Annotated in this window: 14 protein-coding genes; 5 read left to right on the top strand and 9 right to left on the bottom strand. The window is 36.8% G+C overall.

Annotated elements, in window-relative coordinates; translation table 11 throughout:
* Positions 1-183 precede the first annotated feature (183 nt).
* From rnr to BELBA_RS18680, 3 genes are read left to right on the top strand one after another with little or no spacing between them, the layout of a single operon-like run.
* On the top strand, positions 184-2,385 hold the full coding sequence (gene rnr, locus BELBA_RS18690; RefSeq protein ID WP_014774244.1) for a ribonuclease R: 2,202 nt from the start codon (positions 184-186) through the stop codon (positions 2,383-2,385).
* Positions 2,351-3,346 (top strand): polyprenyl synthetase family protein, encoded by a 996-nt coding sequence (locus BELBA_RS18685; RefSeq protein ID WP_014774243.1) that lies wholly within the window; start codon positions 2,351-2,353, stop codon positions 3,344-3,346. The genes rnr and BELBA_RS18685 overlap by 35 nt, the downstream gene beginning before the upstream one ends.
* Before the next feature lie 13 nt (positions 3,347-3,359).
* Positions 3,360-3,989, top strand: coding sequence for a rhomboid family intramembrane serine protease (locus tag BELBA_RS18680; protein WP_041779765.1), 630 nt, complete (start codon positions 3,360-3,362; stop codon positions 3,987-3,989).
* A gap of 36 nt (positions 3,990-4,025) precedes the next feature.
* On the opposite strand, the gene BELBA_RS18675 is transcribed toward BELBA_RS18680, so the two are convergent.
* The 7 genes from BELBA_RS18675 to rplU all read right to left on the bottom strand — a co-directional run bounded on the left by BELBA_RS18675 (position 4,026) and on the right by rplU (position 16,085).
* Complete coding sequence (locus BELBA_RS18675) at positions 4,026-4,334, bottom strand: HPF/RaiA family ribosome-associated protein (protein WP_014774241.1); 309 nt, start codon at positions 4,332-4,334, stop codon at positions 4,026-4,028.
* Positions 4,335-4,436: 102 nt separating this feature from the next.
* On the bottom strand, positions 4,437-7,505 hold the full coding sequence (locus BELBA_RS18670; protein ID WP_014774240.1) for a WD40/YVTN/BNR-like repeat-containing protein: 3,069 nt from the start codon (positions 7,503-7,505) through the stop codon (positions 4,437-4,439).
* Between the two features lie 146 nt (positions 7,506-7,651).
* Positions 7,652-9,040, bottom strand: a complete 1,389-nt coding sequence (locus BELBA_RS18665) for a RagB/SusD family nutrient uptake outer membrane protein (protein ID WP_014774239.1) — start codon at positions 9,038-9,040, stop codon at positions 7,652-7,654.
* A gap of 9 nt (positions 9,041-9,049) precedes the next feature.
* Entirely contained in the window at positions 9,050-12,034 is a 2,985-nt protein-coding gene (locus BELBA_RS18660; protein ID WP_014774238.1) for a SusC/RagA family TonB-linked outer membrane protein, read from the bottom strand.
* A gap of 323 nt (positions 12,035-12,357) precedes the next feature.
* Complete coding sequence (locus tag BELBA_RS18655) at positions 12,358-15,084, bottom strand: S9 family peptidase (RefSeq protein WP_014774237.1); 2,727 nt, start codon at positions 15,082-15,084, stop codon at positions 12,358-12,360.
* A 394-nt stretch (positions 15,085-15,478) separates the two neighbouring features.
* On the bottom strand, positions 15,479-15,739 hold the full coding sequence (gene rpmA, locus BELBA_RS18650) for a 50S ribosomal protein L27 (RefSeq protein WP_014774236.1): 261 nt from the start codon (positions 15,737-15,739) through the stop codon (positions 15,479-15,481).
* Between the two features lie 34 nt (positions 15,740-15,773).
* The gene (rplU, locus tag BELBA_RS18645; protein ID WP_014774235.1) at positions 15,774-16,085 is read right to left on the bottom strand and encodes a 50S ribosomal protein L21; all 312 of its coding nucleotides are present in this window, start codon (positions 16,083-16,085) and stop codon (positions 15,774-15,776) included.
* A gap of 751 nt (positions 16,086-16,836) precedes the next feature.
* Here rplU and BELBA_RS18640 point away from each other — a divergent pair.
* Positions 16,837-17,817 (top strand): ribonucleoside-diphosphate reductase small subunit, encoded by a 981-nt coding sequence (locus tag BELBA_RS18640; protein WP_014774234.1) that lies wholly within the window; start codon positions 16,837-16,839, stop codon positions 17,815-17,817.
* Positions 17,818-17,852: 35 nt separating this feature from the next.
* On the top strand, positions 17,853-20,252 hold the full coding sequence (locus tag BELBA_RS18635; protein WP_014774233.1) for a ribonucleoside-diphosphate reductase subunit alpha: 2,400 nt from the start codon (positions 17,853-17,855) through the stop codon (positions 20,250-20,252).
* A 54-nt stretch (positions 20,253-20,306) separates the two neighbouring features.
* Here the strand turns inward: BELBA_RS18635 and BELBA_RS18630 are convergent, their stop codons facing one another.
* The gene (locus BELBA_RS18630; protein ID WP_014774232.1) at positions 20,307-21,206 is read right to left on the bottom strand and encodes a sugar phosphate isomerase/epimerase family protein; all 900 of its coding nucleotides are present in this window, start codon (positions 21,204-21,206) and stop codon (positions 20,307-20,309) included.
* A 54-nt stretch (positions 21,207-21,260) separates the two neighbouring features.
* Positions 21,261-21,818: a gluconate 2-dehydrogenase subunit 3 family protein gene (locus BELBA_RS18625; protein WP_014774231.1), complete on the bottom strand. Its 558-nt coding sequence runs from the start codon at positions 21,816-21,818 to the stop codon at positions 21,261-21,263.
* Between the last annotated feature and the right edge of the window lie 18 nt (positions 21,819-21,836).

Below are 21,836 nucleotides of genomic sequence, written 5' to 3'. Positions count from 1 at the left end.
AGTTTTGAATAGCAGCCCGAAAGTTAAGAGTTTTTGTCCCTACTTTTCAAGTGGAAGCTTCTTGAAGCCCTCCAAGAAATCAAAAACACCCCTTTTTAAAATCAATCCTATACTTTGTTTGGAAATCCTTATTTCCGAACTGGATAATCATTAAATTAAGAAAAATATTAAAAACTCATTTTTATGGGAAGAAAATCAAAGAATCAAGCCAGTAAAGGCAAAGCTAAAGGCGGGAAAGTAATGGATTCCGCTCAGTTAGCAAGAAAAGTATTGAACTTTTTAGATAATCATTTTGGAGAAGAATTTAACTCCAAGCAAATTGTTAAAAAATTAGAAATCCGAGATTCAGTTGTGAAAGGTGGTGTAGAGCCGATCCTTCATAAACTGGCAGCTGGAGGTTCGATTTCAAAATCGCCTAGGAATTATTTTTCATCAAACAAAGAACCTGATTTTATAGAAGGTGTAGTAGATTTTGTGAATCCTCGATTCGCATATATTGTAGTGGATGCTAAGCATAACATTGAAGAGGATATATTGATCAAAGAAGCTGATTTAAAAAATGCACTAGATGGAGATAGAGTGAGAGTGATGGTTTATCCACTAAAAGGGCATACAGGTAGAATGGAAGGAAAAGTACTCGAACTTTTAGAAAGAAGTCGAGACGAGTTTGTTGGGAGAGTTGAGATTTCCCCTCGATTTGCCTTTGTTGTTCCTGATTTCAAGAAAATGCATCATGATATCTTTGTCCACAAAGGTGATCTTGGTGGTGCGGAGCACAATCAGAAGGTTGTCGTCAAGATGACTGAATGGAGAGAAGGTGACAAAAACCCAACAGGTAAAGTAACTCGAGTTTTAGGAAAAGCAGGAGAGCATGAGGTGGAGATACATTCCATTATGGCTGAATTTGGACTGCCATTCGAGTATCCAGAAGATATCACAAAAGAAGCAGAAGCGATCTCGGATGAGATTTCCAAGGAAGAAATTAAAAATAGAAAGGATTTCAGAGGAATCACCACTTTCACCATAGATCCGGCAGATGCAAAAGATTTTGATGATGCTATTTCTTATAGGGTATTGGACAATGGTAATTTTGAAATAGGTGTTCATATTGCCGACGTAACACACTATGTAAAGCCAAAAACAGGTCTTGAAAAAGAAGCTTATGATAGAGCGACTTCTGTATATTTGGTAGATAGGACCATTCCTATGCTTCCGGAGCGGTTGAGTAATGGACTTTGTTCCTTGCGTCCCAATGAAGATAAACTTACATTTTCTTGTGTTTTTGAAATGGATGAAAATGCAGATGTAGTGAAGCATTGGATAGGTAGAACCGTTATTCATTCCGATAGGAGATTTGCTTACGAGCAAGCTCAGGAAAATATCGATAATCAAAGTGGTGATTTCTTTGAAGAGTTGACCTTCTTGAATGATATGGCTAAAAAGCTTCGTAGAAGAAGATTTGACAAAGGGGCTGTTAACTTTGAGACTGTGGAAGTAAAATTTCAATTAGATGAAAAGGGCACTCCCCTTGGGCTTTTTGTAAAGGAGCGTAAGGACATTCACAAAATGATTGAAGAATTTATGCTTTTAGCGAATAGGACAGTGGCAGAGTTTATCTTTGATAAAAACAAAGGAGCGGATACTTTTGTATATAGAGTTCACGATCATCCTGATTTGGAGCGTTTAGAAACATTTTCAAATTTTGCAAAGAAGTTTGGACATGAAATAAAAGTTGGTGAAGGGAATAGAATTTCAAAAGCCTTGAATCAGTTGATGGACGAAATTCAAGGGAAACCAGAGCAAAATGTGTTAGAGCAATTGGCGATCAGAAGTATGGCGAAAGCAATTTACACTGTGGAACCAAAGGGTCACTTTGGATTAGCTTTTAAGCATTATACGCATTTCACATCGCCTATCAGAAGGTATCCTGACATGATGGTTCATAGGTTATTGCAGCATTATCTTGATGGTGGCAAATCTCCTGAGTCAGAGACTTGGGAAGACAAGTGTTTGCATTCTTCAGATAGAGAGAAAAGGGCATCAAACGCAGAACGTGCCTCAATCAAATACAAGCAAGTGGAATTTATGGCACTTGCAGAAGATAAGGATTATGATGGGATTGTTGTTGGAGTCACAGAGTGGGGAGTTTTTGTGGAAATCACAGAGACAAAGTGTGAAGGAATGATCAGAGTTCAGGATATGAATGATGATTACTATGAGTTTGACGAAAAAAACATGCGCTTAATTGGAACAAAAAATAAAAAAATGATCACATTGGGTGATAAAGTAAGTGTCAGAGTAGTTGCTACTGACATAGATAGAAGAACTATAGATTTGGAATTTGCAGGTAATGAATCAAACAACAACTCCCGTAAGCGTAAGTAAGCTTTTACAAGATTTAGAAAATCATATCCAAGGATTCCAATATGGGAATTTTCCAATCGAATTGTACGAGCCGATAAGCTATATCATGAGTCTCGGAGGAAAAAGAATTCGTCCTTTATTGACTTTGATGGCATATTCACTCTACAAAGAAGATTATAGCTCCATTCTGACACCTGCATCAGCGGTTGAGGTATTTCATAACTTTACCTTGATGCATGATGATATCATGGATGATGCACCGCTGAGAAGAGGCAAAGCTACTGTTCACGAGAAATGGAATGCAAACACAGCCATACTTTCAGGTGATGTAATGTTGGTAAAGGCTTATGAAATGTTGGTGAATGTGTCTCCGGAAAAGCTTCCCGAAGCACTTCGGCTATTCAATCAAACGGCAGCTGAAGTTTGCGAAGGACAGCAGCATGATATGAATTTTGAAAAAATAGAAACTGTTCTAGAGGAAGATTATATTGATATGATCAGACAAAAGACAGCTGTTCTATTGGGTTTTGCTTTGCAATTTGGTGCAATTTTAGCAGATGCTCCTCGAGAAGAAGCACAGAAGCTGTATGATTTTGGAGTGAATATTGGCATTGGATTCCAACTCAAGGATGATTTACTGGACGTTTATGCGGATCAAGCAAAATTCGGAAAGCAAGTAGGTGGAGATATTATCGCCAATAAAAAAACGTTTTTATTGATTAAAGCGAAAGAGCTTGCGCAAGGTGAGTTGAAAAACCAATTGGAAGATTGGCTAGCTAAAGTTGATTTTGATAAGCAGGAAAAAGTAAAAGCTGTAACTTCGATTTATAACCAAATCGGAATCAAAGCACTAACAGAAGCTAAGATGCATGATTATTTCAAAAAAGGATTTGATCAGTTCAACTCATTAGATGTACCAATAAAATCAAGCTTTAGTGCTTTACTTGAATTAACCGAAGATTTGGTTCACAGAGAAAAATAAATAGAATTACATGATAGAATTATCAACGACGGTGGTCCTTATAGTGATCACCGTTATGACTTCATACTGGGGGTTCAAAAATCCATCGATACTTGATAGGTGGATGTTCACACCTTACTTAATTAAGAATAAGAATCAATATGACAGGTTCGTTCTTTCTGGATTTATCCATAAGGACAGCATGCACTTGCTGTTCAATATGTTCACCTTTTATTTCTTTGGAGGTGCAGTGGAGCAATTCTTATTATACCGTTTAGGTTTTATCCCTGGTACAGTTGTGTTTGTGCTATTCTATGTAGCAGCAATTGTGATTGCAGATGTTCCAACATTCCTGAAGCATCAAAATCATAGTTTCTACAGAGCATTGGGGGCAAGTGGAGGAGTAGCAGCGACAGTTTTTGCAAGTATCATTCTAATGCCGCTTTCGGACATTTGTCTGTTTGGTATTATTTGCCTTCCAGGTTTTGCATTGGGAATTTTATTTTTGATTTATTCTGTGGTACAAGCCAAAAAAGGTAATGATGGCGTCAATCATGATGCCCATTTATATGGGGCATTAATTGGTATTGTATTTATTTTAATTATTAGCCCAAGTAGTGCGCTTAATTTTATTAATGAAATTAAAAGCTTCAGGTTATTTTAACCTGAAGCTTTTAATTTTTATCGGAAATAATTTCGATTATTTATTTTTCTGAATCTGTCTGATGTTTTTATCAGTCACAGATTTCAGCATTCCAACCCAGTTTTCTCCTTTTTCTTCTGCAAATACATCAGGTCCTGGGATTCCAACACGCATTCCAACGGTTGTCGTGGCTGATCCACCTTGACCCTCTGCTTTGAAATAGACATCAAGAGCATTGATGTCATTAGTGAACTTTGAAAGTTTATTGATACAATTTCTTATTTCAGATTGAATTTCTTGGCTCACATCTAAATTTGGAGACTGAACATCAATTTTTACACCTTTGTAATTTTCTGTGTAGTTCATGGTTTTATTTATTTTAATTTCTGATCGAATTTATACTCTTTTTTACGAAAATTAGGTGTGAATAGTCACAAAAAAGCCACCAAATTTGAGTGGCTTTTAAATTTATTTTTTTTCTAATTCTGTCTTCATTTCTTCAATATTTAGAATTTTTGAAATCTGATTGCTTTCAATTTCCCTAAATTTATTAAGCTGAATATTGATTTGTCGAGTGATCTCAACTCTAACCTCCTCAGCGCCATCTGTTGGTTTGTACGAGCCTGTTCCTGCAATCACATTGAGGTGGGCTAATTTGTTGTTCAGACGAATTGGGTAGTTTAGTGGATCTTGACCGCTTTTATTTTGAGTTTGGTAAAGCTCTTTTTCTATATCAGAGATTTGCTTGATGATAGGATCAATCCTTCTTTTCTGCTTACTATCTTTTTCTATGATGCTATTTAACTCGTCTCGATATTTTCTAATCATGATGATAGCTTCGTGAGTTTCAGTAAGCTTATCTCTTACTGCTAACAAGAAGTCAAATTGCTCCTGAAGGTCAGCCTGAGTGGAAGGATACCTTTTATCAGCCAAAACTTTGAAATTTTGCTCTTGAGCTTTTCCATCTACGATCATTTTCACGGAATACTCACCTGGAACAATTTTTGGACCTCTTAATGGGCCAGACCACATGATCATGCCTTCGAAATCTCGAGCATCAGGAATTCTTAAGTTCCAATTGAATTCATTAGATCCTAATTTGTATTTCAAGGTGTCACCCTCGATTCCTTTGGTGGAGAATTCTCTGATTAGATTTTTTTGTTTGTCATAAAATTCTATTCTTAATTCTTCTTTTGGTTCTTCTCTAAGATGATAATAGACCAAAACACCTCCAGGTCTGTTCGTGCCTGCTGTCAAAGAAGTTCTTCTTGTTCCATCTAGACTGTAAGAGTCTTGAGGCTTGAATAGGTGGAAAGGTTTATTAATAACTTCATTTGACATTTGATGAAGAACTGTCAAGTCATCTATAATCCAGAAACTTCTACCTTGTGTAGCAGCTATCAAGTTATTCTCCTTTATTGTTAAATCAGTGATTGGAACTATGGGTAAATTGAGCTGAAACGGCTGCCAGTTAGCACCATCATTGAAGGATATATACATGCCAGTCTCTGTACCGGCATATAGAATTCCTTTTTTAACAGGATCTGCTCTAACAACTCTGGTGAAATGCTCTGGATCTATCCCATTGACGATTTTTGTCCAGGTTTTCCCATAATCTGTTGTCTTATAAAGATAGGGGGCAAAGTCTCCATTTTTGTAAGATGTAGCTGCGAAGTAAACACCTCCTGCTTCGAAAGGATGACCTTCCATTGAATTGATTTGTGTCCACTCAGGTAAACTTGGAGGAGTTACATTTTCCCATGTTTTCCCATCATCTTTAGAAACATGAACCAATCCATCATCTGATCCAGTCCAAATCACTCCTTTTTGAAGTGGGTTTTCCGCAGCAGAGAAAATAGTACTGTAATATTCCACTGAGGTGTTGTCTTTTGTAATGGGTCCTCCAGAAGGTCCTAGTTTCTCTTTAGCGTTTCGGGTAAGGTCACCACTGATTGTTTCCCAAGATTGGCCGCCATTTGTGGATCTATGAAGTTGATTTGATCCCGTATAAAGAATATTAGAATCATGGATCGAATAGAAAATTGGGAAATTCCACTGGAATCTATATTTCATACCCTCAGCACCGTGACCCATAGGGTTGTCAGGGTAAACATTTACATTTCTTCTTGCTTGAGAACTGTGGTCTAAGCGCTGAAGAAGGCCACCATAATTTCCTCCAAATACCACATCAGGATTATTTGGATCTACGGCAAGCCAACCACTCTCGGAGCCTGCACTGACTTCCCAATCTGATTCTGTAATCGAAGAACCCTCATTCCTGTGTGCAATACGCATTGTGCTATTATCCTGCTGTGCCCCGTAGATTCTGTAAGGAAAGTGGTTATCAGTCGTCACCCTATAAAACTGAGCTGTTGGTTGATTCATGTAAGTTGACCAGTTTGATCCTCCGTCATGAGAAACCTGAGCTCCACCATCATCAGCGATGACCATTCTCTGATTGTTGTTTGGATCTATCCACAAATCATGATGGTCACCATGAGGTGCTCTACCGCTTTTGAAGGTTTTGCCTCCATCTGTTGATTTGTGATAATTTACATTTACTACATAAACGATATCTTCATCTTGCGTATCGGCATAAATTCTTGTGTAGTACCAAGCTCTTTGTCTTAGGTTTCGATCTTCGTTTGTCTTCTCCCAAGTAGCACCACCATCGTCTGATCTAAATACTCCACCCTCTAGGTTTTCAACAATTGCCCAAAGTCTATTTGAGTTTTTAGGAGAAACTGTAATCCCCATGATTCCTAAAAGACCTTTTGGTAATCCAGGGTTTCTAGAAATCTCTGTCCAATTTTTTCCTCCGTCAGTAGTTTTAAACATTTTTGATCCAGGCCCTCCACTTTCAAGACTGTATGGAGTCCGTTTTACCTCCCAAGTTGTAGCATAAAGCGTTTCCGGGTCATTTGGATCAATAATTAAATCAATTGCACCGGAAACCTCATTTACATATAGTATTTTTTCCCAGTTGTACCCTCCATCAGTAGATTTGTAGACTCCTCTATCCGGTGTTGGTTTGAAAATATCACCTAAAACTGCCGCGTAAAGCACATCTGCATTTTTAGGGTGAATTCTAATTCTTGGGATAAATCTTGAGTCTTTTAAGCCTGTTTGTTCCCAAGATTTTCCAGAGTCTTTACTTTTCCAGACTCCATAACCATAGGAGACGTTTCCTCGCACGGTTTTCTCTCCACCACCAACATATACTACACTGGTGTCGCTTGGAGCTACTGCTACAGCGCCAATAGATCCGCCGAAATAGCCATCAGAGACAGGTTTCCAAGATTTCCCTGAATCGTCTGTTCTCCAGACTCCGCCTCCTGTAGCGCCAAAATAATAAGTGTCTGGTGCTCCTGCAATTCCTTCCACCGCAGCAGATCTGCCACCTCGATGAGGTCCAACGAGTCTCCATTGTACTGCCTCGTATATTTTTTCATCATAAGTTTGTGCTGAGATTTCCTGACTAGGGAATAAGATTAGCCAAAGGAAAACACCTAACATAGAAATATAAATTTTTCTCATAGAATAAGGGGTTTGTTAACGCTAATTAAAAGATACTTGATTTTATAAAATTTCAGGTATAAAAAATGACCAATGGTTAAAAGGTTGTGTGAAAAAAAAGCCTTCTGGAACGCATGCGTTCCAGAAGGCTACTATTTTTAAAAAGGTTAATTTCCGTAACCTGGATTTTGTGTAATGTTAGGGTTAGAGTCTATATCACTTCTAGGTATTGGCATAAGCTGTCTGTTTGCATCAGTAAGGCTAACAGGAGGGCCGTTTCTTCTATTCACATTTCGAAGAACGGTAAGTGCTCGGCCAGTCCTAACCAAATCGAAGAAAATATGACCTTCGGCAAAAAACTCCCATCTTCTTTCCCTTTCAATAGCCATAAGGAGAGGGATGTCATCAGTAAATAGTCCGATACCTGCCCTGTTTCTTACCATGTTGAGATCTGCTCTTGCACCGACCAGATCAGGAGTACTTTTCTTGGCTCGGGCTTCAGCTCTATTCAGGTACATTTCTGCTAATCTAAGTACATGGGCATTATCCACATTACCTGCTCTTATGTATTTAGATGGATACCATACTCCGACTACGTTATCCCGACCAAATAGAGCTTTTCTGCTATCTTGGTTGGAAAAACTATTATAGAAATCAGTATTGGCGGCTAACTCACCACGTCCACCGAGTGCACCAGGAGCATACCAATACCTCAAACCACTTTGATCAGCATTATTAAACTGAACTTCAAAGATAGACTCGTTGCTATTATCTGAAGAAAATATGGATGCATAAGGAACTAATGTGAATTTGCTATCTGCTATTACTTCAGAAGCACGGGATTCAGCTTCATTCCATTCTCCTAAATAAAGATGCAATCTACTCAAAAGTGCTCTTGCAGCATTCTTTGTAGCCCTTCCACGCGTAGCAGCATTATTGGCTTGATTTTCTGGCAACAATCTTAACGCCTCATTGAGATCTGATTTTACTTGAGCATATGTGGCTTGTAAGGTTGCACGAGCAGGAAAGGAGTTCTCATCCACACCTCTAGAAGGTGTTAGAACTAATGGAATTCCCAAATTTCCAACGACACCTGGAACACCACCCCAAATTCTAGCTGCATCAAAAAAAGCTAAAGCTCTGAGAAAATGTGCTTGACCAAGTATATTGTCTTTTTCCGCCTGGATTGCATCTATTTTAGGCACTTCAGTTATAAGATTGTTTGTTTGATTTACAGTACGATAAATAAATGTCCATAAATCTAAGATCTCTGTATTATCCGCAGAAACAGCATAAGTATCCATTTCTCTATAGAAATCCCAAGTACCAATACTCTGAGAAACATCACCCGAAACATCACCGACTCTTTGGAGACGACCTTGGTAAACTCCCTGTAGCTGATCATATGCTCCAAATAAAGCGGAGTTTGCACCGCTAAGATTGGTTATCGCTCTTTGGTCTGATATCTGTAATTCTGGTTCTTGATCCAGAACATTACAAGAATATGTGAGAAGACCAAGACATAATAATGTAGTTATTTTTTGTATGATTTTCATATCTGGTTCTTATTTAAAGGTTAGATTCAAACCACCCATAATTACTCTAGGCTGTGGCATTGCGTAAAGATCAATACCTTCTGCAAGTCCTCCCAGATCTGCTCCAGTATTTACTTCAGGATCTAATCCCGTATAATTGGTTATTGTCAGCAAGTTTTGGCCTGAACCATAAACCCTAATTCTGCTAAATCCAATTTTTTCAGAGATTGTGGATGGCAAAGTATAGCCGAGCGACAAGTTTTTGAGTCTTAAATAACTGCCGTCTTCTAAGAATCTATCAGGTCTTAAATCACCTCTATAGTTTGCAGAAATCATTCTTGGTACATCAGTAATGTCTCCAGGCTGTTGCCATCTTCTCAACTGTGAACTAACAAACCCTGTATTTCTCGTGCCACCATGTTCTTGGAAGAATCTTACCCAGTTTAACTGGTCATTCCCAACTGTATATTGCCAGAACATATTGAAATCAAAGTTTTTAAATCTAAGATTTGAATTTAAGCCTCCAAAGAAATCGGGCTGAGCATTACCTACAATAAAGCGATCTCTTCCTGAATTGAAATCAGGGGAGTTTACTGCAGCTTCTCCATTTACAGTCCTATAGATTGATAATCCAGTTTCAGGATCAACTCTGACTTGTTCGTTCAGCCAGAAAGAGAAAAGAGGGAAACCTTCCTGTACTCTTATCAAGTCTCTGGTAAATACATTGAAGGGAGCTGAAATTCTTTTAACCAAATTCCTGTTTTGGGAAATATTAAATCCAAAATCCCAAGAGAAATCTTTTTTGTTGATCAGAATACCATTGATACCCACTTCAAAACCTTTGTTTTCCATTTCACCAAAGTTTTGAACCAATGAGTTGAATCCAGTAGATCTAGGAAGTGGAACGGCTAATAATAAATCTTTTGTTTGCTTGTCGTAATAATCAAAAGTGAAAGTAAACCGATCATTTAAGATACCTATATCTATACCGACATTGGTTTGGGTAGTAGTCTCCCACTTAAGGTCTGGGTTTGCCAATTGATTAGGTGCTGTTCCAGGGAAGTCAGTGTAATTTGCTCCACCACCCCAAAGCCCTCTAGCTTGAAAATCGCCAATTCCTGTTTGGTTACCTGTGATACCCCAGCTTGCTCGAGGCTTCAGAGTACTGAAAAATGACTGATTAGCCATAAAATTTTCCTCAGTAAGTACCCAACCTACTGCTACGGATGGGAATACTGCAGCCTGATTCGCTGCTCCAAATCTGGAAGAAGCATCTCGTCTTATATTGACTGTAGCTAGGTATTTTTCCTTGTATGCATAATTGACACGACCGAAAATACCTTCTATTCCCCATCCACTTCCTTCAGAAGATGATGTTTGTACAGCTGCACTTGCTATTCTGCGGAAATCATTACTTGGAAACTGTTGTCCTGAAGCCCTTGTCCTTTCGAAGTAGCTATTTTGAGCAGAATAACCTAACAAGGCATTGAAACTATGATCAGTTCCGAAGTTTTTTTGGTAGGAAAGAACATTTTCCCAAATCCAGTTGTCATTAATTGTTACAATTGAATTGGCATTTCCGTTTGTAGCAGCTCCAGTATTAAGCAATGTGTTATCATAGATATCTTCTTTTACATTGTTGTAATCTAGACTCCATGTGGATCGGAAAATCAAGCCAGGTGCAATTTCATAGTCTGCATAGATATTGGCCAATATTCTATTGGTAAGCATACCGATATCAACTTCATCAACCGCAGCTTTTGGATTTTCAAAAATCGAGAACTTAGTGTATGAACCATCAGGTTGAAAGATTGGCTCATTGGTAGGTAAGAAATAAGCAGCTCCAATTGCTCCGAAGATGTTATTATCATTCCTTACTCGGTTTCTGAAATTTCTTGAAATTAAAATGCTTGTCCCAATATTTAACTTATCAGTTGCTGCAAAATCAAGATTAACCCGTCCTGAAGTTCTATTGAAATTTGAGGGCTTTGTTATCCCATCTTGATCAAACTGATTCAAAGACACTAAGTACTTCACTTTCTCTGTACCACCTGTGATAGAAGCATCAAAATTTTTGATTGGTGCATCTTGAAAAATTTGAGCCATCCAGTCAGTATTCAACGCAGCATCTGGATTTGCATATATTGGAGTTTGTCCATTATTTATCCTAGCTTCATTGATGAGCCTTTCAAATGTAGGGCCATCAACCACATCAGGCTGTCTCCATAATGACTGAATTCCCACATAAGAACTAATTTCAATTTTTGCTTTTTGTACTGCTCCACGTTTGGTGGTGATGAGTACTACCCCGTTGGCAGCTCTTGCTCCATAAATAGCAGTAGCTGATGCATCCTTCAAGATTTCCATTGATTCTATATCAGCTGGATTGATATCAGCTAAGGGGTTTGTGATTTGTCCTCCAAGACCTACAGCTGATTGATTATTTGATACAATGGGTATCCCATCCACTACATAAAGTGGATCAGAACTTGCATTAATAGAAGTACTACCTCTAACTCTAATAAACATACCTCCACCTGGAGTACCGGAAGATGAATTCACTTGCACACCGGCAGCTCTACCTTGCATCATTTGATCAGGTGATGCCATTGGCAAATTCTGAATGTCTTTTGAAGAAACAGATGAAATTGACGAAGTAAGTGTTTTTCTGTCCTGCTCTCCATATCCTACAACTATAACTTCGCCAAGTTGCTTGACATCTTCTTCAAGCAAAATATTAAAAGTCGATTGATTACCTACTAGAACTTCTTTTGATAGGTAGCCAATGTAGCTTACGAGAAGAACCGATTCATTCCCAGGAATATCAATACTAAAGGTTCCATCTATATCAGTGATAGCTCCTATAGTAGTTCCTTTAATTTGAATATTTGCACCAGGAATCGGTTGATTATCAGCATTGGAAATTACCGTTCCTTTGACTGTTTTTTGTTGTGCTTGGATTTGCCCAATTGAGGCAATCATTAAAAGCATGACTGCTAGTAATATTTTTCTCATAGTCTGATTGGTTTGTTGTTAGTTTATTTACTTCTTAAAAGTTAGAGAAAAAATAATTCAAAAATCAAGTATGACTAGATCAAAAAGTAAAATAAAGAGGTAAAAACCGTAAACTTCTTTAAAAAATTTTAAAGTGTATAAAAATAATATAAAACCGTATCGCTTGTTTTGGTGGAGCCAAATTTAATTTGGATAGCAGCTGTCCTCCATTTATAAATTAGAAGTAAATAGGACGTATTTTTTTTAAGCTACAAAAGGGAAAAATAATAAAGCCAGTCAAAATATCTTTGGCTGGCTTTATCAAAGTTTAAGCTTAGAAGCTCTTAATCTGCTTTATTGTATTGTTTTTTGAGATGAGGAACCCCTTTTTCCATCCATTCAGGTGCTGTTTTACCCATAAGGTGGTGGTCAAAGTATTCTTTCATCCTTTTTTGAAAATCTTTTTGATTTGCTTCATTGGCTAGGTGATGTCCTTCATTGGGGTAAGAGAGAAATATCACTTCTTTCCCCATTCTTCTAGCTGCATTGAATAGTTCCAAGCCCTGAGACCAATCCACTGCTCCATCAGCAGTTCCATGCAAAATCATAAATGGTGTTTTGATATTTGGTACATGATGCATTGGATTTTCTCTTTGATAAATTTCTCTATGTGTCCATGGAGTAACTCCTTTCCCCATTCTTACTTGTCCGATTTCCATGATGCCATGATGAACTGTTCCAGAGCTTCCATAAATATTATTATAAAAACTCTCTAGATTAGTTGGAGGTGCACCAGTGACTATGCATTTGAACATATCTGTTTGGGTTAGAATAAATGAGGTCTGATAGCCTCCCCAGCTATGTCCTTGTAATCCAATATTATCTTTATCTGCATAACCTAACTTGATCAGTTCTTTGGCAGCTGAAGTGATGACATCGAGAGAGCTTGTACCAGGTTTGCCTTCTTCGAATACAATGTCAGGCATAAAAATCAAGTATCCATTACTAGCATAAGTAGAGAAATGTGGTCGATCATCATACACAGGCATAGAATATTGATGATGTCTATCTGACATTTTTTCATAAAAGTAGAAAATAGTAGGATATGCATTTCCCTCTTCATAATCCGCAGGAAAAGTTAATGTCCCCTGTAGTTTATTTCCTCGACTGTCTGTAAAATCAACCAATTTTCTCTTTCCCCATTTATATTCACTTTGTTGTGGATTAGCATTTGTGATTTTCTTTTGATTTGCAAAGTTCAGATTAGCGAAATAGTAATCAGGAAAATCTATGAATGTTTGTTTCGTGAAAAATACTTTGTTCGCGTTTTTTGCTTTTATAGGCCTACCATAGCCCATATCTTCAAACACAATTGGTTTTGGTTGGGAACCAATCGTAAGTTCATAGAAACCTTCTTTTTTGGTCCATTCTCCATAAGCGGTCAGTAGGAAAGGTTCTTTAGTATCTATCCAATCTTCTTCTGAGTCTAGACTGAGATGACGAAATCTAATTTCTTGGCTGTCACCTATTTTAGTAATGTTTTCAGCTTTTGATCCATCTAGAGCCAACATCCACAAATCATACTTGTGATTGACGATTACACTTTTCCCATCCTTGGTCCAACCTGCCACACCAAAAGGTGGGTTTTCGTGAGGATAAGGATGTTCCATATCCATAAAGATCACTGATGCTTTTTGAGAAATATTGGTTTTAGTATCTGTGTCTACATTATATAAAATAAGCGCAGTATCCTTTTGATATAAATAATATTTACCATCAGGTGAGTCTCCCAAAGGTCTGATTACTAGATCTTCAAACTTCTTTCTTTCACCCGTGGCAATGTCAACTCGGTACATATCAGCTGGAGATATTCCCCAATTTACATCATTGATGTAGGGAGTATCATCTCTACCAATCCTATATTTTGAATGCTTAGAATCACTTACAAATTTCAAATTATCATCTGCTAACCGCACAAATTTCCCAGAATTGATGTGGTAAATAGCACTGTAAGTAAAATTCTTGTCTCTATTGGCTCTAACAATCTGAACTGACTGAATATAGTCATCTTTCCAATGCCAAACATCTACATTTGCAATAGTGTCTTTACTTATTTTTTCTTTTACTTCTTGTTCTTTTATTCCAAGAGTGACTGAAAAACCATCATTACTAAATGCTATTCTACTTTTGTCACTAATTACAAAATCAGAAGGAAAATCCGCACTTTTATTGGTAAGGACTTGCTTTTTGATAGTGTTATTTAAATCAGAAAAGACAAGCAAGGAATTATCCTGCTGCAAAAGACTATCCACTTTATTTCCCTTTAATACAGCAATTTGATTCCCTTTGTTGGACCAGTCTACTTTTTTTGCTTGACTGTCATCCCAAGTTAAATTTTGATACAATGCTTTATCGCTATCTAAAATTGAAGTAGACATGTTGCTTAAGTCAAGTAAAAAAACGCCATTCCCTATTTGATCTTCAGCATCAATAATATAAGCCAAATGCGTACTTTTTTGATTGAAAGCAAACTCCACTACGTTGCCTAATGTCGTAGCTTGATTTTTAGTCAAATCATATAAAACCAAATCCGCTCCTCTAACTTCAGTTTTAGTGTTTTCTTGTTTTTCTTTAAGAACTACCCAAAATTTACCATCTTTAGAGAAATCCATTCTTCTTGCTCTCTCTACTTCGAATTTATGATTTGAGCTGAGGGACTTAAGGTGAGCTGTTTGAATCACTGGCTTTTTTGCCTTTCTTAGTTTTTCCGTTTCAGCTTTATTTGGATTGGTATAATAAGCGAAAAATTTACTATTCTCTGAAAATGTAGGGGAGGAGCCAAATGGAATAACTTGAAGGTCTTCGGGTTGAAGTGATTTCAAATGTAAGGTGTCATCCCCACCATTAGGGCGAAGGGCATAAGCAAACCAATTTCCATCAGGAGATGGAGTAGGAGACACTATTCTAGACCATTTGGAATAGTCTTCTAATTGCAATGGCTTCTTTTGTGCAAATCCTTTATCAATGCACAAAAGAAAAATCAAGGTGAGTAAGTAGTTTTTTAAATTCATATGGGCTTGGCTTTTTATTTAAGATGAAGCTTCAGTTTATTACAACCACTTAATTACTTCAAAATCTAGGTTCTTTCCAAGTTAAAGACATTTTTCTTGATAGGTGGTTGGATTTGAAAAAGTAAAAAATATTTGATGTATATCCGCATTCTTACCAATAGCCATTTAAAATAATCTAAATCCTAAAATTAAATTGCTACGCCTTGGCGCACAAGTGTGGACTGTTAGCCGTCGACAGTTTACATTTATCCGCAAAATTATTTTTGATAAAATCACATAGTGGTGTCTTTGCTGATAATCATAAAATATTTTTCCGCACTTCCAGATAAAAAATTAAACAAAAAAAAGAGGGTCTTTTGAAAAAAACCCTCTTTGTAATTAATATGTGTAAAACTTATGCTGTAGCTGGAACTACGTGTACATAAGATTTTCCGTCAAATTTCTTTTTGAATTCAACCTTTCCATCAGCAGTTGCGAAAAGTGTATGGTCTTTACCCAATCCTACATTTTCTCCTGGATGATGTTTTGTTCCTCTTTGTCTGACGATGATGTTACCAGAAATAACTGATTCGCCACCGAATTTCTTAACACCTAGCCTCTTGCTATGTGATTCTCTACCGTTTCTAGAACTACCGACACCTTTCTTGTGAGCCATGATTTTTGATGTTTATGATTCCTAATAGGATATCTTATAATACAATATTTTCAATCAATACTTTAGTAAAATCTTGTCTGTGACCATTTTTCTTTTTGTAACCTTTTCTTCTTTTCTTTTTGAAAACGATTACTTTGTCACCTTTTACATGATCAAGGATTTTACCTGATACCTTTGCTCCTGCGATGATTGGAGCACCAATTGACACTGTTCCGTTGTCTTCCGCCAACAGTACTTGGTCAAATTCCACGGAAGCGCCAGCTTCGCCTTGCAACTTTGGTGCATAAACGAACCGATCTTTTGTTACTTTGAACTGCTTTCCTGCGATGTTAACTATTGCGTACATAGATTTTCGTTGGATACTTTTTATTAAATTGAGGTGCAAATATAGCAAGTCGTATTGATACAAAAAAATTTGTTTATAAATAAGAAACTGTTTTACTCCTCTTTTTTGGAAATGCTAGGACTCTTCAACCCAAACTTCTCTAATTATTTTTTAATTTTCTGGATCTATCTAGAAAGAAAAATAATAGTAGAGCCAAGGTTTTTATTCTTGATAAGAATTTAGTGAAATTTTAGAACTCCTTCTATTCTTATCGATTGTCTGAATGATTTTTAAACTAATGTTATCTATAGCTTTAATTTTGAAATGAGTAACCTCAAAATTTTGTTTTGCACCAACTTTATTTTTAACACCTAATTCACTGTTTATTAATGTTTTTGAAGGTTTTGTTTAATGATTTTTTGTAAAACCTTTATTTTTGACCAATAGTCAAAAAATTGCCTGTTTTTGGGGTAAATATTTTTTTTCAATTTTTTTCAAAAACTTTAAAATGGGCTTTGAGCCTATTTAGATTTAATTAAATGATTTATACAAACATTATAAATAATTTAAAATCAATATATTATAATATTTTGACTCTTGTTTAAAAAACTAATGAAATAGAAAGTTTGCGGGTTTTATTTTTAAAAATTGTTAGTCATATTTGCTCAGAGGCAGTGATCACTTATTAGCCTCAACAGCCCTAGTCTTCGAAGCAAAATTATCTAAAGTCTTTTCAAGTCTAAGACTTTCATAAATTTAACTCTTTATAGCAATGCAACAGTACGAACCAATTCTTCAGGAAAACAAAAATCGTTTTGTTTTATTCCCAATTCAGCACAATGATATCTGGCAGTATTATAAGAAAGCAGAAGCAAGTTTTTGGACTGCAGAAGAAATTGATTTGAGCCAAGATTTGAGTGATTGGAAAAATCTAAACGATGGGGAGAGACATTTTATCTCTCACGTATTGGCATTCTTTGCTGCGAGTGATGGTATTGTCAATGAGAACTTAGCAGAGCATTTCGTGTCTGAAGTACAGTATACAGAAGCAAAATTCTTTTATGGTTTTCAGATTGCTATGGAAAATATTCATTCTGAAACTTATAGCTTACTAATTGATACTTACATTAAGGATAATCAAGAAAGAGATAAATTGCTCAATGCTATCGAGCATATTGATTGTGTAAAGAAAAAGGCAGAGTGGGCTTTAAGATGGATTGATAATGGATCATTTCAGGAAAGATTGATCGCATTTGCGGCCGTGGAGGGAATATTCTTTTCAGGTTCATTCTGTTCTATATTTTGGTTAAAGAAGAGAGGATTGATGCCAGGACTGACATTCTCAAATGAGTTGATTTCTAGAGATGAAGGATTACATTGTGATTTTGCGTGCCACCTTTATACCGAGCATGTTAAAAATCAGCTTCCAAAAGAAACAGTTGCAATGATTATCAAAGATGCTGTGGAGATAGAAAAGGAATTTGTTACAGATGCTTTGCCAGTAAGATTGATCGGGATGAATTCTGATTTGATGTGTCAGTATATAGAGTTTGTAGCAGATAGGTTGTTGATGGAATTAGGTTGTGAAAAAGTTTGGAACAGTACCAATCCATTTGATTTCATGGACATGATCTCTCTTCAGGGAAAAACAAACTTCTTTGAAAAGAGAGTTGGTGATTATCAGAAAGCTGGTGTAATGAAATCAAACGAAATTAATGAATCACCAAAATTCTCCATCGGTGAGGATTTTTAATAAATATTTTTCAAAGCCCCTAACCCCAGGATAATATGTTAGTAATAAAAAGAGATGGAAGAAGAGAGTCGGTTCGCTTCGATAAAATTACATCTAGAATCGAAAAACTTTGCTATGGATTGGATGATCGATACATTCAACCAATCGAGGTAGCAAAAAAAGTTATCGACGGTTTGTACGATGGTGTAACCACCACAGAGTTGGATAACCTTGCCGCAGAGATTTGTGCTTCTTTGACAGTAAGACACCCAGAGTATGCGACGTTAGCCGCAAGAATTGCAGTTTCCAATCTTCACAAAACTACAAGTCAGTCTTTTTCAAATACAATGAAAAGACTATACACTTATATCAATCCAAAGACAGAAGAAAATGCAGCTTTGATAGCTTCTGATGTTTATGGGATTGTAAAAAAACATGCAGCAAAATTAGATGAGGCTATTGATTATAATAGAGACTTTGCCTACGATTATTTTGGGTTTAAGACACTAGAAAGAAGCTATCTAATTCGGTTAGACGGAAAAGTTGTAGAGCGTCCTCAACATATGTTGATGCGTGTAGCTGTAGGAATTCACAAAGAAGATATTGATGCTGCAATAGAAACTTACAATTTATTATCTGAAAAGTGGTTTACCCATGCCACTCCAACACTTTTCAACGCAGGTACACCAAAACCACAGCTTTCATCTTGCTTCTTATTGACCATGAAAGATGACAGTATTGATGGGATATATGACACTTTAAAGCAGACAGCCAAAATATCTCAATCAGCAGGAGGTATTGGTCTTTCTATTCATAATGTGAGAGCAAAAGGATCCTATATCAAAGGTACAAATGGTGTCTCCAATGGCATCGTACCTATGCTTAGAAACTTTGATATGACAGCGCGTTATGTAGATCAAGGTGGAGGAAAAAGAAAAGGCAGTTTTGCAATTTATTTAGAGCCTTGGCATGCAGATGTGAAGGATTTCTTAGAGTTGAAAAGAAATCATGGTAAGGAAGAAATGAGAGCAAGAGATTTGTTCTATGCGATGTGGATTCCGGATTTATTCATGAGAAGAGTAGAACAAAATGAGTCTTGGTCACTTTTCTGTCCAAATGAAGCTCCTGGTTTGGCTGATTGCCACAGTGAGGAATTTGACAAATTATACGAAAAGTATGAAAGAGAAGGTCGAGCAAGAGAGACAATAAAAGCTCAGGAGCTTTGGTTTGAGATTCTTGAGTCTCAAATAGAAACTGGAACGCCTTATATGTTGTATAAAGATGCTGCGAATAAGAAATCGAATCAGCAAAATTTAGGTACAATCAAGTCTTCAAACTTGTGTACCGAAATCATAGAATACACTTCACCTGATGAAGTTGCTGTTTGTAATTTAGCAAGTATCGCTCTTCCAAAATTTGTTGTAGAAGGGAAAGATGGTGTGAAGAAATTCGATCATCAAAAATTATATGAAATCACCAAAGTGGCAACTAGAAACCTCAATAAGGTGATAGATGTCAACTATTATCCCGTGGAAGAGGCAAAAAGATCAAATTTCCGTCATAGACCTATTGGTCTTGGTGTTCAAGGTTTGGCCGATGCATTTATTCTATTAAGGATGCCATTTGATTCTGATGAAGCGAGAAGGTTGAATGAAGATATTGCTGAGACCATGTATTTTGCGGCTATGGAAACTTCTATGGAAATAGCAAAAGTAGAGGGCACCTACGAGACTTACGCTGGTTCGCCAGTGTCTAAAGGTCAATTCCAATTTGACCACTGGGCTGTTCAGCCAAAATCAAATAGATGGAATTGGAATGACTTGAAGGAGAAAGTGAAGAAATACGGTGTGAGAAATTCACTTTTGATTGCACCAATGCCGACAGCTTCTACTTCTCAAATCTTAGGAAATAATGAATGTTTCGAACCTTATACTTCAAATATCTACACGAGAAGAACACTCTCGGGAGAATTTATTGTAGTGAACAAGCATTTGATGAGAGATTTGATCAACTTGGGTCTTTGGAATGATAACATGAAAAATAGACTCATTGCTGCAAATGGTTCTGTTCAAAATATTCCAGGGATCCCACAAAACATCAAAGATCTTTACAAGACTGTTTGGGAAATTTCCCAAAAAACAATCATTGATATGGCAGCAGACAGAGGTGCCTACATTTGTCAATCACAAAGTATGAATGTGTTCTTGCAGGATCCAAACTTTGGTAAGTTGACATCTATGCATTTTTATGCTTGGAAGAAAGGTCTTAAGACTGGTATGTATTACCTCAGATCTCAAGCTGCTACTAGTGCGATACAGTTTACTGTAGATAAATCGGCACTAGTTGATACGCCTACAAATCAAGTGTCAATAGATACAAGTGTATCTCAACAAAAACAAGACGCAATAGCTTGCTCTTTGGATAATCCAGATGATTGCGAGATGTGCGGGAGTTAATTATTTAGAGTTCGTTTATGGAAAAAAGAGGCTGATTTTGTCAGCCTCTTTTTTTTAAAATACCAAACTTTTCAAGTAAGATGCGTTTTTCTCAGCAGCTTTCATGGGTTCGATGTCAACATACCTTTCTTGTTCAACAATGAAATATTTCATTCCATTGTCTCTTCCAGTTTTGAGCATAGTTGAAAAATCTAAAACACCTGTACCGATGACAGTTGATCCATTAGGTTCAGTTCGATCTACGCTACCGTCTTTATCTTTCACATGACCTAGCGGGAATCTATTAGGATATTTTGCCAGCCATTCTAATGGATCATGCCCTGCAGTATGTACCCAATATAAATCTAGTTCAAAATCTACCAGATCAGGATCGGTATTCTCCATTAGATATTCTTGAGGAATTTGCCCTTCTAATTCCTCGAAAGTATATCCATGGTTATGATAGGCAAATCGAATTCCATTTTGCTTGCAAATTTCACCTTGTTTATTGAAGTCATCGGCCAATCTTTTGAAGTCGTCCATTGACTTTTGAGGTCCAACATAAGGATTGATCAGGTATTTCATGCCAATTTCACCTGCTTCAGCGGCCTGTCTTTCCAAATTCTCAAAAGTATTGGTGTGAGAAGAAATAAAATCTAGGCCATTGTCATCCATCAACGTTTTGAATTCAGTGTTTTTCATTCCCCAGAAAATCCCTTTTCCAGCATTAAACCCTTCTATTTGATTGTATCCATAAGATGCAAGGGATTTGATCGTCTTTACATGATCTTCAAACATATTATCTTTTACAGACCAAAGTTGGATGCCAAATGACGCTAAGGTGCCTTCCTCGGGACTTATCAAGGTTTCTTGAGTTGTTTGTTCTTCTTTTTTTTGGCTACAAAATTGTAAAGGTAAAAATGCACCGAGTCCCATGGCTGCACTTATTTTGATAAATTTCCGTCTATCTTTCATAGTGATTCAAATTAAAAAGAGAAGTCAAAGACTTCTCTTAGATTTTTTACTAGGTTAAATCGCAAATACTTTATCTCCTTTTTTATAATCAACACAAGGATCAAACCTTCCAGGAACTTCTACAAATCGCAACTGTTGAGTAGCACCAATTTCTGATGTGAAATAACCAAGAATGGTAAGATCCTTTAGCATTCCGATCACCTTAGGCTCTTTATCTTCACTAGAATTCGCCTTCTTGTTCATTTCATTTAGGAAAGCTGTTCTTTCTTCTAATGTAGCATCCATAAAATCTTTGCTATTTGCCGCTTTAAAGTCTTTTTTCAGAGCATTTAAACCAGAAATAAATGTGGATTGCTGATCGCCATTGTAGGTATCTTTGACCATCATCACCATGAACTCCCCGATACCAACAGCTTTTGCGCCAGGGGTATCAGTAGTAGGAATTATTGCTTCTCCAATTTCATCTAAAAATGCGATTTGTTCAGGACTGAACTCTAAACCTACAATTTGGTCCTCAGGAGTACACCCCGTGAAGATGACATTGGCTCCTACCATTGCTCCACCCATTACCAAGGCGAAGCTTTTTATTGCGTCTCTTCTATTCATTGCCATAATAATTTCCTTTAAAGA

Origin of the sequence: Belliella baltica DSM 15883 (assembly GCF_000265405.1) — a bacterium.
Classification (GTDB): domain Bacteria; phylum Bacteroidota; class Bacteroidia; order Cytophagales; family Cyclobacteriaceae; genus Belliella; species Belliella baltica.
The sequence above is the reverse complement of the archived record's forward strand: the minus strand, read 5'-3'. Positions and strand labels throughout refer to the sequence as shown.